Annotated in this window: 13 protein-coding genes; 10 read left to right on the top strand and 3 right to left on the bottom strand. The window is 56.1% G+C overall.

What is annotated here, in order from left to right:
- Position 1: 1 nt before the first annotated feature.
- From kdpC to potE, 6 genes are all read left to right on the top strand, one after another.
- Positions 2 to 577: a potassium-transporting ATPase subunit KdpC gene (gene kdpC, locus USG84_RS00635; protein WP_061098861.1), complete on the top strand. Its 576-nt coding sequence runs from the start codon at positions 2 to 4 to the stop codon at positions 575 to 577.
- Positions 578 to 3265, top strand: a complete 2688-nt coding sequence (gene kdpD, locus USG84_RS00630; protein ID WP_061098862.1) for a two-component system sensor histidine kinase KdpD — start codon at positions 578 to 580, stop codon at positions 3263 to 3265.
- Complete coding sequence (kdpE, locus tag USG84_RS00625; protein WP_008501074.1) at positions 3262 to 3939, top strand: two-component system response regulator KdpE; 678 nt, start codon at positions 3262 to 3264, stop codon at positions 3937 to 3939. Before kdpD ends, kdpE begins: the two co-directional genes overlap by 4 nt.
- A 278-nt stretch (positions 3940 to 4217) precedes the next feature.
- Positions 4218 to 4322, top strand: coding sequence for a leader peptide SpeFL (gene speFL, locus USG84_RS00620; RefSeq protein WP_003858645.1), 105 nt, complete (start codon positions 4218 to 4220; stop codon positions 4320 to 4322).
- A gap of 254 nt (positions 4323 to 4576) precedes the next feature.
- Complete coding sequence (gene speF / locus USG84_RS00615; protein WP_320738102.1) at positions 4577 to 6775, top strand: ornithine decarboxylase SpeF; 2199 nt, start codon at positions 4577 to 4579, stop codon at positions 6773 to 6775.
- Positions 6772 to 8085: a putrescine-ornithine antiporter gene (gene potE, locus USG84_RS00610; protein WP_253541227.1), complete on the top strand. Its 1314-nt coding sequence runs from the start codon at positions 6772 to 6774 to the stop codon at positions 8083 to 8085. Before speF ends, potE begins: the two co-directional genes overlap by 4 nt.
- A gap of 103 nt (positions 8086 to 8188) precedes the next feature.
- On the opposite strand, the gene pgm is transcribed toward potE, so the two are convergent.
- Positions 8189 to 9829: a phosphoglucomutase (alpha-D-glucose-1,6-bisphosphate-dependent) gene (pgm, locus tag USG84_RS00605; RefSeq protein WP_253541225.1), complete on the bottom strand. Its 1641-nt coding sequence runs from the start codon at positions 9827 to 9829 to the stop codon at positions 8189 to 8191.
- A 24-nt stretch (positions 9830 to 9853) separates the two neighbouring features.
- Positions 9854 to 10402, bottom strand: coding sequence for a replication initiation negative regulator SeqA (gene seqA / locus USG84_RS00600; RefSeq protein ID WP_028012363.1), 549 nt, complete (start codon positions 10400 to 10402; stop codon positions 9854 to 9856).
- A 183-nt stretch (positions 10403 to 10585) separates the two neighbouring features.
- On the opposite strand from seqA, the gene ybfF reads away from it, so the two are divergent.
- The 4 genes from ybfF to fur all read left to right on the top strand — a co-directional run bounded on the left by ybfF (position 10586) and on the right by fur (position 13197).
- Positions 10586 to 11359 carry an esterase gene (gene ybfF / locus USG84_RS00595; RefSeq protein WP_151412741.1) on the top strand — a complete coding sequence of 258 codons (774 nt, stop codon included), beginning with the start codon at positions 10586 to 10588 and terminating at the stop codon, positions 11357 to 11359.
- Positions 11360 to 11487: 128 nt separating this feature from the next.
- Positions 11488 to 11775: a LexA regulated protein gene (gene ybfE, locus USG84_RS00590; RefSeq protein ID WP_061098866.1), complete on the top strand. Its 288-nt coding sequence runs from the start codon at positions 11488 to 11490 to the stop codon at positions 11773 to 11775.
- Positions 11776 to 11930: 155 nt separating this feature from the next.
- Entirely contained in the window at positions 11931 to 12461 is a 531-nt protein-coding gene (fldA, locus tag USG84_RS00585) for a flavodoxin FldA (protein ID WP_253541223.1), read from the top strand.
- A 289-nt stretch (positions 12462 to 12750) separates the two neighbouring features.
- Entirely contained in the window at positions 12751 to 13197 is a 447-nt protein-coding gene (fur, locus tag USG84_RS00580; protein WP_028012361.1) for a ferric iron uptake transcriptional regulator, read from the top strand.
- 91 nt (positions 13198 to 13288) lie between these two features.
- Here the strand turns inward: fur and chiQ are convergent, their stop codons facing one another.
- Positions 13289 to 13615, bottom strand: a complete 327-nt coding sequence (gene chiQ, locus USG84_RS00575; RefSeq protein WP_061099693.1) for a ChiQ/YbfN family lipoprotein — start codon at positions 13613 to 13615, stop codon at positions 13289 to 13291.
- Between the last annotated feature and the right edge of the window lie 39 nt (positions 13616 to 13654).

Raw genomic sequence — 13654 nt, 5'->3', positions numbered from 1 at the left:
AATGACGATGTTACGCCCCGCTATACTTTTGTTTATTCTGCTGTCTCTCATTACCGGCGGGCTGTACCCGCTGGTGACCACCGCGCTGGGCCAGTGGTGGTTTAAGGATCGGGCCAACGGCTCGCTGATTATGCAAAACGGTGAAAACCGCGGTTCGCGCCTGATTGGTCAGAACTTTACGGATGCTCGCTACTTCCAGGGACGCCCTTCCGCCACTGCCGAAAGTCCGTATAATCCGATGGCGTCCGGCGGCAGTAACCTGGCGGGCAGCAACCCGGAGCTGGACAAAGCCGTCGCTGAGCGCGTGGCAGCCCTGCGTGCCGCCAATCCGCAGGCCAGCCGTGAAGTGCCCGTCGAGCTGGTAACCGCCTCGGCCAGCGGGCTGGACTACAGCCTGACGCCGGCAGCAGTGGCCTGGCAGATCCCGCGCGTCGCCGCCGCCCGTCAGCTGACCGTCGAACAGGTGAGCAAGCTGGTGGCCGAGCACACGCAAAAGCCGCTGGTCAGCTTCATCGGCATGCCCGTGGTAAATATTGTTGAGCTGAATCTGGCGCTGGACGCGCTAAGGAAAAACTAAATGACCGACGAGCCCATGCGCCCGGATCCGGACAGGCTGCTTGAACAGACGGCTGAAGCCCATCGCGGCAAACTGAAAATTTTCTTTGGCGCCTGCGCGGGCGTCGGGAAAACCTTCGCCATGCTCACAGAAGCCCAGCGGCTTCGGGCGCAGGGGCTCGATATTCTGATCGGCGTGGTCGAAACCCACGGACGCAAAGAGACGGCATCGCTGCTGAAGGGGCTGGCTACCCAGCCGCCCCGCCGCATCAGCCACCGCGGTCGGTTAGTCACGGAGTTTGATATTGACGCCGCCCTCGCCCGCCGCCCTGCCCTTATCCTGATGGACGAACTGGCGCACAGCAATGCGCCGGGCTCGCGTCATCCAAAGCGCTGGCAGGATGTTGAAGAGCTGCTCGAAGCCGGCATCGATGTATTCACGACGGTTAACGTTCAGCATCTGGAAAGCCTGAACGATGTGGTGAGCGGCGTGACCGGCATTCAGGTACGGGAAACGGTTCCCGACCCGTTCTTTGATTCTGCCGATGAGGTGGTGCTGGTTGACCTGCCTCCTGACGATTTGCGCCAGCGCCTGCACGAAGGCAAGGTTTATATTGCCGGCCAGGCCGAGCGCGCCATCGAACATTTCTTCCGAAAAGGTAACCTGATTGCCCTGCGCGAGCTGGCCCTGCGGCGTACTGCCGATCGCGTCGACGATCAGATGCGAGCCTGGCGGGACCTGCAGGGACAGGAGCGCGTCTGGCATACGCGGGATGCCATTCTGCTGTGCGTGGGCCACGGCAGCGGCAATGAAAAGCTGGTCCGCACCGCCGCTCGCCTGGCGGCCAAATTTGGCAGCGTCTGGCATGCGGTGTATGTCGAAACGCCTCAGCTGCACGCTCTGCCCGAAAACCAGCGCCGCGCGATCCTGAGCTCGCTGCGCCTGGCGCAGGAGCTGGGTGCCGAAACCGCTACCCTTTCCGATCCGCAGGAAGATAAGGCCATTCTGCGCTACGCGCGGGAGCATAACCTGGGGAAAATTGTCATTGGCCGCCGCCAGCATCGCCGCTGGTTTAGCCGCGAATCCTTCGCCGACAAGCTGGCCCGCCGCGCGCCGGATCTGGACCTGGTGATCGTGGCGCTGGATGATAAACCTGCCCCCCTCCCCAGCCGCGCGCCGGACAGCCGTGCCTTCAGCGATAAATGGCGCATTCAGCTTCGCGGCTGTTTTGTCGCCGTTGTGCTCTGCGCCCTGATCACCATTATCGCCAGCAAATGGCTGATTGCCTTTGATGCGGCCAACCTGGTGATGATCTACCTGCTGGGCGTGGTGGTGGTGGCGCTCTTTTACGGACGCTGGCCGTCGGTACTGGCGACGGTTATTAACGTTATCAGCTTCGACCTGTTCTTTATTGCCCCCCGCGGGACGCTCGCGGTTTCGGACGTACAGTACATCCTCACCTTCGCCGTGATGCTGACCGTCGGGCTGGTGATCGGGAACTTAACGGCTGGCGTGCGCTACCAGGCGCGTATCGCCCGCTATCGCGAACAGCGCACGCGGCATCTTTATGAGATGTCGAAATCGCTGGCGGTGGGCCGCACGCCGCTGGATATTGTGCAGACCAGCGAGCAGTTTATTCGCTCGACGTTTCATGCCAGCAACCTGATTTTACTCCCGGACGAGCACGGCAAGCTGCGCCCGCTGACGTCGGCCTCGGGCATGACGCCCTGGGACGAAGCCATCGCCCGCTGGAGCTTTGATAAAGGGCTACCGGCGGGTGCAGGGACCGACACCTTGCCCGGCGTGCCCTATCAAATCCTGCCCCTGCGCAGTGCCGATAAAAATCAGGGGCTGGTTATCGTGGAGCCCTCCAATCTGCGCCAGCTGATGATCCCCGAACAGCAGCGACTGCTGGAGACCTTCACCCTGCTGGTTGCCAGCGCGCTGGAGCGGCTGGCGCTTACCGCCAGCGAAGAGCAGGCCCGGCTGGCAAGCGAGCGCGAAAGCATTCGAAACTCGCTGCTGGCGGCGCTCTCCCACGACCTGCGTACGCCGCTTACCGTCCTGTTTGGACAGTCGGAAATCCTGACGCTGGACCTGGCGGCGGAAGGTTCAAAACACGCCATGCAGGCCAGCGAAATCCGTCAGCACGTGCTCAATACCACGCGTCTGGTGAATAACCTGCTCGATATGGCGCGGATCCAGTCAGGCGGTTTTAACCTTAAAAAAGAGTGGCTCACGCTCGAAGAGGTGGTGGGCAGCGCGCTGAAAATGCTCGAACCCGGCCTCGGTGGGCGGCATATTGCGCTGAACATGCCGGAACCGCTGACCTTAATTCACGTCGACGGTCCGCTGTTTGAACGAGTGTTAATTAACCTGCTGGAAAACGCCGGCAAATATGCGGGTGCCAGCGCCCGGATTGGCGTGGATGCGACGGTGGACGATGACACGCTTCGTCTTGACGTCTGGGATACCGGACCGGGCATTCCTGCCGGACAGGAGATGGCTATTTTCGAAAAATTCGCCCGCGGCAATAAGGAGTCTGCCATCCCGGGCGTGGGGCTGGGGCTGGCGATTTGTCAGGCAATCATTGATGTCCATGGCGGAACCATTTTCGCGGAGAATCGTCCGGAAGGCGGCGCGCGTTTTTGTGTTACACTTCCTCTGGAAACCCCGCCAGAACTGAATGAATTACCAGAGGATTTGTGATCAACGTTCTGATTGTTGAAGATGAGATCGCCATTAGCCGGTTTCTGCGCGCTGCGCTGGAAGGCGATGGTCTGCGCGTTCATGATGCGGGTACGCTTCAGCGGGGGTTAATTGAAGCCGCGACCCGCAAGCCGGACCTGGTGATCCTCGATCTTGGCCTGCCGGACGGTGACGGGATCGATTTTATTCGCGAAGTGCGCCAGTGGAGCCAGATGCCGATTCTGGTGCTCTCCGCCCGTACTGAAGAGACGGATAAAATCGCCGCGCTGGATGCCGGGGCGGACGACTATCTGATAAAACCTTTTGGTATCGGCGAGCTGCAGGCTCGCCTGCGCGTGGCCCTGCGCCGCCACAGCGCAACCACGCCTGCTGACCCGACCTACACGTTTGGGGATATCCGGGTTGATCTGGCCGCGCGGCGCATTGTGCGCGGTGAAGAAGAAATCCATCTCACGCCAATCGAGTTTCGCCTGCTCGCCGTGCTGCTTAATAATCACGGTAAAGTACTCACCCAGCGCCAGCTGCTAAGTCAGGTATGGGGACCCAACGCGGTGGAGCATAGTCACTATTTACGCATATATATGGGGCATCTTCGCCAGAAACTTGAAGTTGATCCCGCACGTCCCCGTCATTTATTAACTGAAACCGGTATCGGTTATCGGTTTATGCTTTGAATAACTATTCACTTTATTTTTAAATAAAAACGAAATTCCTCAGAAAATATTTCACAAATAACCCAACCGTTATTTTTTGGATTATTTACGCTCACTTCAAACACTCACAACACAATCCATTAACGTAATATCAACAAATCAGAATTTTGATCTGCGATATTCATCAAAAACGACTATTTATTTCTGAAATGATCGGTTAATGGTGATCTGTTTCACAGTTAATCGCCTTTTCCTGGATAAAATTACCATGCTTTCAATTACTGAAAGGAAAATGAAACATGGAAAACAACAATCGCTTAATGCCCCATATAAGGCGGACAACGCATATCATGATGTTTGCCCACCGAAACTGCTTTGACTTTCATCTCTTTAATGCCCGGTAGTCCTTCGACTTCTGGCGCACTTGCTTACAGGTTATCCTGAAACACCTTATCTTACAGGCAATTGCCTGTGAAATCGTGCGCTCATTCATCTTGATTCAGACTCATCCGCACCGGGCGGACTGAATTTCAATCATCAAAAAAGCAATTCGCTGATTTTAATCAGCGGCTACCCTTTGCTTTTTTTCCGGAAAATTATCGATTTCTTTCTTGCAAGAAATCGAGGGACGCTTATTACCTAAAATAAAGAGAGAAAGATGAAAAGTTTAAAAATCGCAGCCAGCCGTGCATGCCCGGACTGCTTTACTACCCAGCGTGAAGTGGTGGATATCCGCGCTTCTGATTATATTGATGTAGCCGCCATTGTTCTGGCGGTCACGGATATTGCCAGCGGTATCCTCGAAGAAATAGAAGCCACCGGTTTTGGCATTCCCGTATTTGTCGCGACGCACAAAGAAGAGATTATCCCGGCAGACTATTTATCACGCATTCATGGCGTATTTGAACATTCGGACACCAGCAACGACTTTTACGGACGCCAGCTGGAAGCGGCCGCGCAGAAGTATGAAACCCAGCTGCGCCCGCCGTTTTTCCGGGCCCTCGTCGACTACGTAAACCAGGGCAACACCGCGTTTGACTGCCCCGGGCATCAGGGCGGGCAGTTTTTCCGCCGTCATCCTGCCGGCAATCAGTTTGTCGATTTCTTTGGCGAAACGCTTTTCCGCTCTGACCTGTGCAACGCCGACGTGGCGATGGGGGATCTGCTGATCCACGAAGGCGCACCGTGCATTGCCCAGCAGCATGCGGCAAAAGTCTTTAATGCCGATAAGACCTACTTCGTGCTGAACGGTACCTCGTCATCCAACAAAGTGGTGCTTAACGCCCTGCTTACCCCTAGCGACCTGGTGCTGTTTGACCGTAATAACCACAAATCTAACCACCACGGCGCGCTGCTGCAGGCTGGGGCAACCCCGGTGTATCTGGAAACCGCGCGCAACCCGTACGGCTTTATCGGCGGTATTGACGCGCACTGCTTTGAGGAGAGCTACCTGCGTGAACGGGTGGCAGAGGTGGCGCCGGACCGCGCGCGCGACGAGCGTCCGTACCGTCTGGCGGTGATCCAGCTGGGCACCTACGACGGCACCATCTATAACGCCCGTCAGGTGGTGGATAAAATTGGGCATCTCTGTGATTACATCCTGTTTGACTCGGCCTGGGTGGGCTACGAGCAGTTTATCCCGATGATGGCCGACTGCTCGCCGCTGCTGCTGGAGCTGAACGAAAACGATCCGGGGATTCTGGTCACCCAGTCCGTGCATAAACAGCAGGCCGGTTTCTCCCAGACCTCGCAGATCCACAAGAAGGACAGCCATATCAAAGGCCAGCAGCGCTATGTCCCACATAAGCGGCTCAACAATGCTTTTATGATGCACGCCTCCACCAGCCCGTTTTATCCGCTGTTTGCAGCGCTGGACATTAACGCACGCATGCATGAGGGGCAAAGCGGCCGCAACATGTGGATGGACTGCGTGGTGACGGGCATTGAGGCGCGCAAGCTGATCCTGGAGAACTGCCGGTTTATTCGTCCGTTCGTGCCGGAGACGGTGGATGGCCGCGCGTGGGAAAGCTGGGACACGGCAGAGATTGCGACCGATCTGCGCTTCTTCCACTTCGTACCGGGTGAACGCTGGCACGCCTTTGAAGGTTACGCTGAGCACCAGTATTTTATCGACCCGTGCAAGCTGCTGCTGACCACGCCGGGCATTAACGCCCGCACCGGCGAATATGACGACTTCGGCGTGCCCGCCACCATTCTCGCCAACTTCCTGCGTGAAAACGGCATCGTGCCGGAAAAATGCGACCTCAACTCGATCCTGTTCCTGCTCACCCCTGCGGAGGATATGGGCAAGCTGCAGCAGCTGGTCGCCCAGCTGGTGCGCTTCGAAAAACTGCTCGAGAGCGATGTTCCGCTGAAAGACGTCCTGCCTTCTCTCTATAAACAGCATCCGGAACGTTACGCGGGCTACACCCTGCGCCAGATCTGCCAGGAGATGCACGATCTGTACGCCCGCCACAACGTAAAGCAGCTGCAAAAAGAGATGTTCCGCAAGTCTCACTTCCCGCGCGTAATGATGAACCCGCAAGAGGCGAACTACGCCTACCTGCGCGGTGAGGTCGAGCTGGTCTCCCTGCGCGACGCGGAAGGCCGCATCGCCGCCGAAGGCGCGCTCCCTTACCCACCGGGGGTGCTGTGCGTGGTCCCAGGGGAAGTCTGGGGCGGTTCCGTGCTGCGCTACTTTGCCGCGCTGGAAGAAGGCATCAACCTGCTGCCGGGCTTCGCGCCGGAGCTGCAGGGCGTGTACGTCGAGGAGTGTGACGGTCGCAAACAGGTTCGCTGCTACGTCATCAAACAAACTGCCGCTCAGCCATCGCTGCTGAAAGGAGAAAAATTATGAGCAAGTCCAATAAGATGGGCGTGGTGCAGCTGACTATCCTCACCATGGTCAACATGATGGGATCTGGGATTATTATGCTGCCCACCAAGCTTGCCGAGGTTGGAACCATCTCTATCATCTCCTGGCTGGTGACGGCTGTCGGATCGATGGCGCTGGCATGGGCGTTTGCCAAGTGCGGGATGTTCAGCCGTAAGTCAGGCGGGATGGGCGGCTATGCCGAGTACGCCTTCGGCAAGTCCGGTAACTTTATGGCGAACTACACCTACGGCGTGTCGCTGCTGATTGCCAACGTGGCGATTGCCATTTCCGCCGTGGGTTACGGCACGGAGCTGTTTGGCGCGACGCTCAGCCCGGTGCAAATTGGGCTGGCAACCATCGGCGTGCTGTGGCTCTGCACCGTGGCTAACTTTGGCGGCGCGCGCATCACCGGGCAGCTCTCCAGCATCACCGTCTGGGGCGTGATTATTCCGGTTGTCGGCCTGTGCGTCATCGGCTGGTTCTGGTTTAGCCCGACGCTGTACGCCAACTCCTGGAACCCGCACCACGTGCCGTTCTTTACCGCTGTGGGCTCGTCTATCGCCATGACGCTCTGGGCTTTCCTGGGCCTGGAATCCGCCTGCGCGAACGCGGAAGTGGTGGAAAACCCGGAGAAGAACGTGCCGATTGCGGTCCTTGGCGGGACGCTGGGCGCGGCGGTGATCTATATCGTTTCAACCAACGTGATTGCGGGCATCGTGCCAAACATGGATCTGGCTAACTCCACGGCACCGTTCGGACTGGCCTTTGCGCAGATGTTTACGCCGGAAGTCGGGAAAGTGATCATGGGTCTGATGGTGATGTCCTGCTGCGGCTCGCTGCTCGGCTGGCAGTTCACCATCGCACAGGTGTTTAAATCCTCGGCTGACGAAGGCTATTTCCCGAAAATATTCTCCCGCGTGACCAAAGCGGATGCGCCGGTGCAGGGTATGCTGGCAATTGTTATCTTCCAGAGCGGATTGTCGCTGATGACCATCAGCCCGTCGCTGAACAGCCAGTTCAACGTGCTGGTCAACCTGGCGGTGGTGACGAACATCATTCCATATATTCTGTCTATGGCGGCACTGGTGATCATTCAGAAAGTGGCGAAGGTGGATCCGCACAAAGCGCGAGTCGCGAATATCGTGGCGCTGGTTGGGGCGATATACAGCTTCTATGCGCTCTACTCGTCCGGCCAGGAGGCGATGCTGTACGGGGCGATGGTGACCTTTATGGGCTGGACGCTGTACGGTCTGGTGTCGCCGAGATTTGAATTGAAGAATAAGCATAGCTAGGTAAAAGCAAGACGGCAGCCCTTGGGCTGCCGTCTTTATTGTTTTCTCCCTCTCCCTGTGAGAGAGGGCCAGGTGAGGGCATCAGCCCGCACCAGAACACAACTTATGCGTTTTTCAGCACTTCGCTGACAATCTCTACCGCTTCTTTCTCAATCTGCTGACGGTGCTCAGCGCCGAGGAAGCTTTCGCAATAGATTTTGTAGGCATCTTCCGTACCGGACGGACGCGCGGCGAACCAGCCGTTTTCGGTCATCACCTTCAGACCACCGATAGACGCACCGTTACCCGGTGCCGCCGTCAGACGCGCGGTGATCGGATCGCCTGCCAGGGTGCTTGCGCTGACCATCTCCGGGGAGAGTTTGGACAGGGCAGCTTTCTGCGCAGAGGTCGCGCTAGCCTGGATACGGTTATAGCTTGGCGCACCAAAGCGTGCAGCCAGCTCGTTGTAGTGTTCCTGCGGGTTCTTGCCGGTAACCGCGGTAATCTCCGCCGCCAGCAGGCACATGATGATGCCGTCTTTATCGGTCGACCACGGAGTGCCGTCGAAACGCAGGAAGGACGCGCCCGCGCTCTCTTCGCCGCCGAAGCCAAAGCTGCCGTCGTGCAGACCGTCAACGAACCACTTGAAGCCCACCGGCACTTCCACCAGCTTGCGGCCCAGCGCGTCCACCACGCGGTCGATCATCGCAGAAGAGACCAGCGTTTTACCGACAGCCACCTCTTTGCCCCACTGCGGACGGTGCTGGAACAGGTAGTTGATCGCAACAGCCAGATAGTGGTTTGGGTTCATCAGCCCCGCAGGGGTGACGATGCCGTGACGGTCATAGTCCGGGTCGTTAGCAAACGCCAGGTCGAATTTATCGCGCAGCGCCAGCAGGCCCGCCATCGCGCACTCGGAGGAGCAGTCCATACGGATCGCGCCGTCTTTGTCCAGGTGCATAAAGCGGAAGGTCTGATCGACGTGATCGTTCACGATGGTCAGATCCAGCTTGTAGTGCTCGGCGATGCGCTTCCAGTACTCAATACCGGAGCCGCCCAGCGGATCCACGCCCAGCTTCAGGCCGGCTTTCTGAATCGCCGCCATATCGACGATATCCGCCAGCCCTTCCACGAACGGCTGAACCAGATCCTGCTCTTTCACGTGGCCGGAGGCCATCGCCTCATCAAGAGAAATACGTTTAACGCCTTTCAGGCCGTCTGCCAGCAGCGCGTTTGCGCGATCTTCCACCACTTTGGTGACGTTAGTGTCAGCCGGGCCGCCGTTAGGTGGGTTGTATTTGATACCACCGTCTTCCGGCGGGTTGTGGGATGGCGTGATGACGATACCGTCAGCCTGCGCGCCACCTTTTTTGTTGTGCACAAGGATCGCGTTTGATACCGCCGGTGTTGGAGTAAACCCATTGTTCTCCTGAACAATCACGTCCACACCGTTCGCCGCCAGCACTTCCAGCACGGAAATAAACGCCGGTTCAGACAGCGCATGGGTATCTTTGCCCACGTAGCACGGACCGGTAACGCCGTTTTTAGCGCGCTCTTCCGCAATGGCCTGAGCAATGGCCAGAATGTGCGGTTCGTTAAAGCTGTGGCGCGCCGCGCTGCCGCGGTGTCCAGATGTACCAAACTTCACTGCGTGTTCTGCGTTGCCCACGACCGGTTTCAGCACGTAATACTGCGCGGTCAGCTGAGCGACGTTAATCAAATCGCTTTGTTGTGCAGGTTGGCCTGCACGGCTGTGATTTGCCATTACCGGGTCCTTATGATGCAAGGGTTAAATTGTACCGCAAACCTTTTCAATCAATTCCGCCGGGAACTGCATGGACTGCATGATGTGTTCAATCATGCTGCACTTGCGGCCCGTATTGGTATTGGTGATCACCCAGTACGGGGTGCCAGGGACATGTTTAGGTTTGGTTTGATTGCCATTTTGCAGCAGCGTCTGCTCGTCGCCCGCGAAATAGACGCGGGTACGGCCGTGCAGCGACTCGGTCGCTTCAGCAAACGCTTTGTTATCCAGGGAGTAAAGTGTAGACAGCACCAGCATAAAACGGTTGACCGCCTTTTTCTGCTCCGCATATTCGTCGGACAGCAGCAGCTCGCGCATCGCGCGTACTTTATCTTTTACCGGCGTCACGGCAGGTTTTGCTTGTGCAGCAACGCTCGGCTGAGACACGACATCTTTGGTAACTGGGGTGGCAGGCTGTGAAGCGGCGGAAATTTTAAGCATGCGCCGTAAAATGTCGGACGCGCTCTCCCCGATATGCCGCGTCTGGCTGGCAATATACTGATAGAGTTCGTCATCAACTTCGATTGTTTTCATCTTAATCCAGTGCGATATCTTATCTGAATACAAGTCATTGGGATTATAAGGTCAAATCCCAACAGCGGATAGCGTCAAACCAGGTTGGCGGCAAAAGTCAGATTAAACTGGAACCTTGCAGCCGGGCGGCAGAATGGTCAACATGATACCCTAACCTGACATACGTAAAAAAAGAACTTTGCCATGAAATTGAATACCCGAGCGCAAACTGCACAATCGCCGAACAATAATTCCCCCATCGTGCTGGTTCATGGGCTTTTTGGCAGCCTGGATAACCTCGGCGTGCTGGCCCGCGATTTGGTTACCGATCGCGATATTTTGCAGGTCGATATGCGCAACCACGGGCTTTCCGGCCGCTCAGACGAAATGACCTATTCGGCAATGGCGCAGGATCTGCTGGATACGCTGGACGCGCACAACCTGCAAAAGGTGACCCTCATAGGGCATTCAATGGGGGGTAAAGCGGTTATGGCGCTCACCGCGCTGGCACCAGAGCGAATTTCCGGGCTTGTCGTGATTGACGTTGCGCCCGTGAACTACGACGTTCGCCGTCACGATGAGATTTTCGCGGCGATCAATGCGGTAACCGAAGCTGGCGTTTCCACACGTCAGCAGGCGGCAGCGGTTATGCGTGAGCATCTTGATGAAGAAGGCGTGGTGCAGTTCCTTTTGAAATCGTTTGTTGACGGGCAATGGCGTTTTAACGTGCCGGTGCTGTGGGACCAGTACAACAACATCGTGGGCTGGGAAACCGTCCCCGCCTGGCCGCACCCTACCCTCTTTATTCGCGGCGGTAACTCTCCTTATATAACCGACGCCTACCGCGACACGCTGCTTACACAATTCCCGCAGGCCCGCGCCCACGTGATTGCCGGTGCCGGACACTGGGTGCATGCGGAAAAACCGGATGCTGTACTGCGCGCAATCCGCCGCTACCTCGCTGATACTGCAAATTGATTAAAAAGAGAGCGACTGGAAGGCTGCGGGCTTCCAGTCGTTGGCGTGCCGTTTTTGGTGATGTATGATGGCGCGCTTATCGCCCGGGCTTTAGCAGGGCGGCGTGTTTCCCCCGAAGTCTCATAATCATGGCCAAAGAACAAACGGACCGTACGACACTAGATCTGTTCGCGAATGAGCGTCGACCGGGACGACCGAAAACGAATCCGCTTTCGCGCGATGAACAGCTGCGTATCAATAAACGCAATCAGCTTAAACGCGATAAAAATCGTGGGCTTAAGCGTGTCGAACTGAAGCTCAACGCCGACGCTGTCGATGCGCTTAACGAACTGGCAGAGGCGCGTCATATCAGCCGCAGCGAGCTTATTGAAGAGATGCTCATCGCCCAGCTTGAGACGCTACGCAGCCAGGCATAAGTCTGAAAAACCCCTTTATCGCCCTTTTCATGTAGCACAGAGTGCAGTCCTGCGCGATAGCGGTTTCCGCAGGGTTGCCAGTTCTGCTATTATTGCCCTTATCCGTGGCCGAATTGCGCCACCATACCATTAAGTTTCAAGAGGTTATTTTACTCATGGCAATCATCGGCATTTTCTTCGGCAGTGATACCGGCAATACCGAAAATATCGCAAAAAACATTCAGAAACAGCTCGGTAAAGACGTTGCTGATGTGCATGACATCGCCAAGAGCAGCAAAGAAGATCTCGAGGGCTATGACATTCTGCTGCTGGGTATTCCAACCTGGTACTACGGTGAAGCCCAGTGCGACTGGGACGATTTCTTCCCGACGCTGGAAGAGGTGGACTTCAACGGCAAGCTGGTCGCACTGTTTGGCTGTGGCGATCAGGAAGACTATGCCGAGTACTTCTGTGATGCGCTAGGGACGATTCGCGACATCATTGAGCCTAATGGCGCGGTTATTGTTGGCCACTGGCCGACTGCCGGTTACCACTTCGAAGCCTCTAAAGGCCTGGCCGATGACGAACATTTTGTCGGACTTGCCATTGACGAAGACCGTCAGCCAGAACTGACGGCAGAGCGCGTAGAGAAGTGGGTTAAGCAGATCCGCGAAGAACTGCACCTGGACGCTATTCTCAACGCCTGATTTTTATACGGCGCAACGCAGGTTGCGCCCGTTTTCCAGGTAAAACCGATTAAATTAATTGCTACAAACTTTTAACTTTTTCGCCCAGACCTGTACAATGTCTCCCTGGTAAAATGTGGTTTCCATTGAGCAAGTTTGTTGGTGATACCACGTTTTTATAAGCATACTTTGCCTGAGACTTGCAGTTTTCATTTAGGCATGGCAGTTCTATAATGAGACGCATTATCCCGGGTGCATTTTCTGTCACTTCCTATAGAAGTGAATCGTTTAGCAACAGGACAGATTCCGCATGACTGACAACAATACCGCATTAAAGAAGGCTGGCCTGAAAGTAACGCTTCCTCGGTTAAAAATCCTGGAAGTGCTTCAGGGTCCAGACAATCACCATGTCAGTGCGGAAGACCTTTATAAACGTCTTATCGACATGGGTGAAGAGATTGGGCTGGCCACCGTATATCGCGTGCTGAACCAGTTTGATGACGCGGGCATTGTTACCCGTCATAATTTCGAAGGCGGTAAATCTGTATTCGAACTGACCCAGCAGCATCACCACGATCACCTGATCTGCCTCGACTGCGGCAAGGTCATTGAATTTAGCGATGATTCCATCGAAGCGCGTCAGCGTGAAATCGCAGCTCGTCATGGCATTCGCCTGACGAACCACAGCCTGTACCTTTACGGTCACTGCGCTGAAGGTGATTGCCGCGAGAATGAACACGCTCACGACACAAAATAAGTTAGCGTTCATACTCTGAGCCAGCCGCAAGGTTGGCTTTTTTTTGCATTAAAAAGCCCGGTAAGCAAAGTGCCACCGGGCGTAAAACAGCTTATTTGTTGTTATTGCGTATCTCGTCCCAGATCTTATCGCAACGCTTCGCCACTTCCTGATCGTTACCGGTTTTACGTGCCTGGATACAGGCCTGATAATCCATCACGCGAACATTCTCCTGCGTTGCGAACGCCTCATGCGCTTTATCTTTCTTCAGCACATTTAGCACGCTCTGGCAGGCTTCAATTTTCTCAGGCGATCCTTCCGCAGTATTAATACAGGCGCTATACGCTTCCTTCAGACGGGCGTCCTCTTTCGGCGCCTGAGTCTGAACACACGCCACCAGCCCTGATGCCATCAGCGCGACGATTACGATTTTTTTCATCATGTGCAGTCTCCAGACCGGCGGGATTCAGTCCGCCGG

Origin of the sequence: Enterobacter sp. 168J2 (assembly GCF_034107265.1) — a bacterium.
Lineage (GTDB): Bacteria > Pseudomonadota > Gammaproteobacteria > Enterobacterales > Enterobacteriaceae > Enterobacter > Enterobacter nematophilus.
The sequence above is the reverse complement of the archived record's forward strand: the minus strand, read 5'-3'. Positions and strand labels throughout refer to the sequence as shown.

What these genes read in the sequence shown, in the direction of transcription:
- pgm (WP_253541225.1), bottom strand. Translation starts at nt 9,829, where the DNA reads ATGGCAAATCACAGCCGTGCAGGCCAACCTGCACAACAAAGCGATTTG.
- speFL (WP_003858645.1), top strand. Translation starts at nt 4,218, where the DNA reads ATGGAAAACAACAATCGCTTAATGCCCCATATAAGGCGGACAACGCAT.
- potE (WP_253541227.1), top strand. Translation starts at nt 6,772, where the DNA reads ATGAGCAAGTCCAATAAGATGGGCGTGGTGCAGCTGACTATCCTCACC.
- fldA (WP_253541223.1), top strand. Translation starts at nt 11,931, where the DNA reads ATGGCAATCATCGGCATTTTCTTCGGCAGTGATACCGGCAATACCGAA.
- kdpD (WP_061098862.1), top strand. Translation starts at nt 578, where the DNA reads ATGACCGACGAGCCCATGCGCCCGGATCCGGACAGGCTGCTTGAACAG.
- kdpC (WP_061098861.1), top strand. Translation starts at nt 2, where the DNA reads ATGACGATGTTACGCCCCGCTATACTTTTGTTTATTCTGCTGTCTCTC.
- ybfE (WP_061098866.1), top strand. Translation starts at nt 11,488, where the DNA reads ATGGCCAAAGAACAAACGGACCGTACGACACTAGATCTGTTCGCGAAT.
- fur (WP_028012361.1), top strand. Translation starts at nt 12,751, where the DNA reads ATGACTGACAACAATACCGCATTAAAGAAGGCTGGCCTGAAAGTAACG.
- ybfF (WP_151412741.1), top strand. Translation starts at nt 10,586, where the DNA reads ATGAAATTGAATACCCGAGCGCAAACTGCACAATCGCCGAACAATAAT.
- speF (WP_320738102.1), top strand. Translation starts at nt 4,577, where the DNA reads ATGAAAAGTTTAAAAATCGCAGCCAGCCGTGCATGCCCGGACTGCTTT.
- seqA (WP_028012363.1), bottom strand. Translation starts at nt 10,402, where the DNA reads ATGAAAACAATCGAAGTTGATGACGAACTCTATCAGTATATTGCCAGC.
- chiQ (WP_061099693.1), bottom strand. Translation starts at nt 13,615, where the DNA reads ATGAAAAAAATCGTAATCGTCGCGCTGATGGCATCAGGGCTGGTGGCG.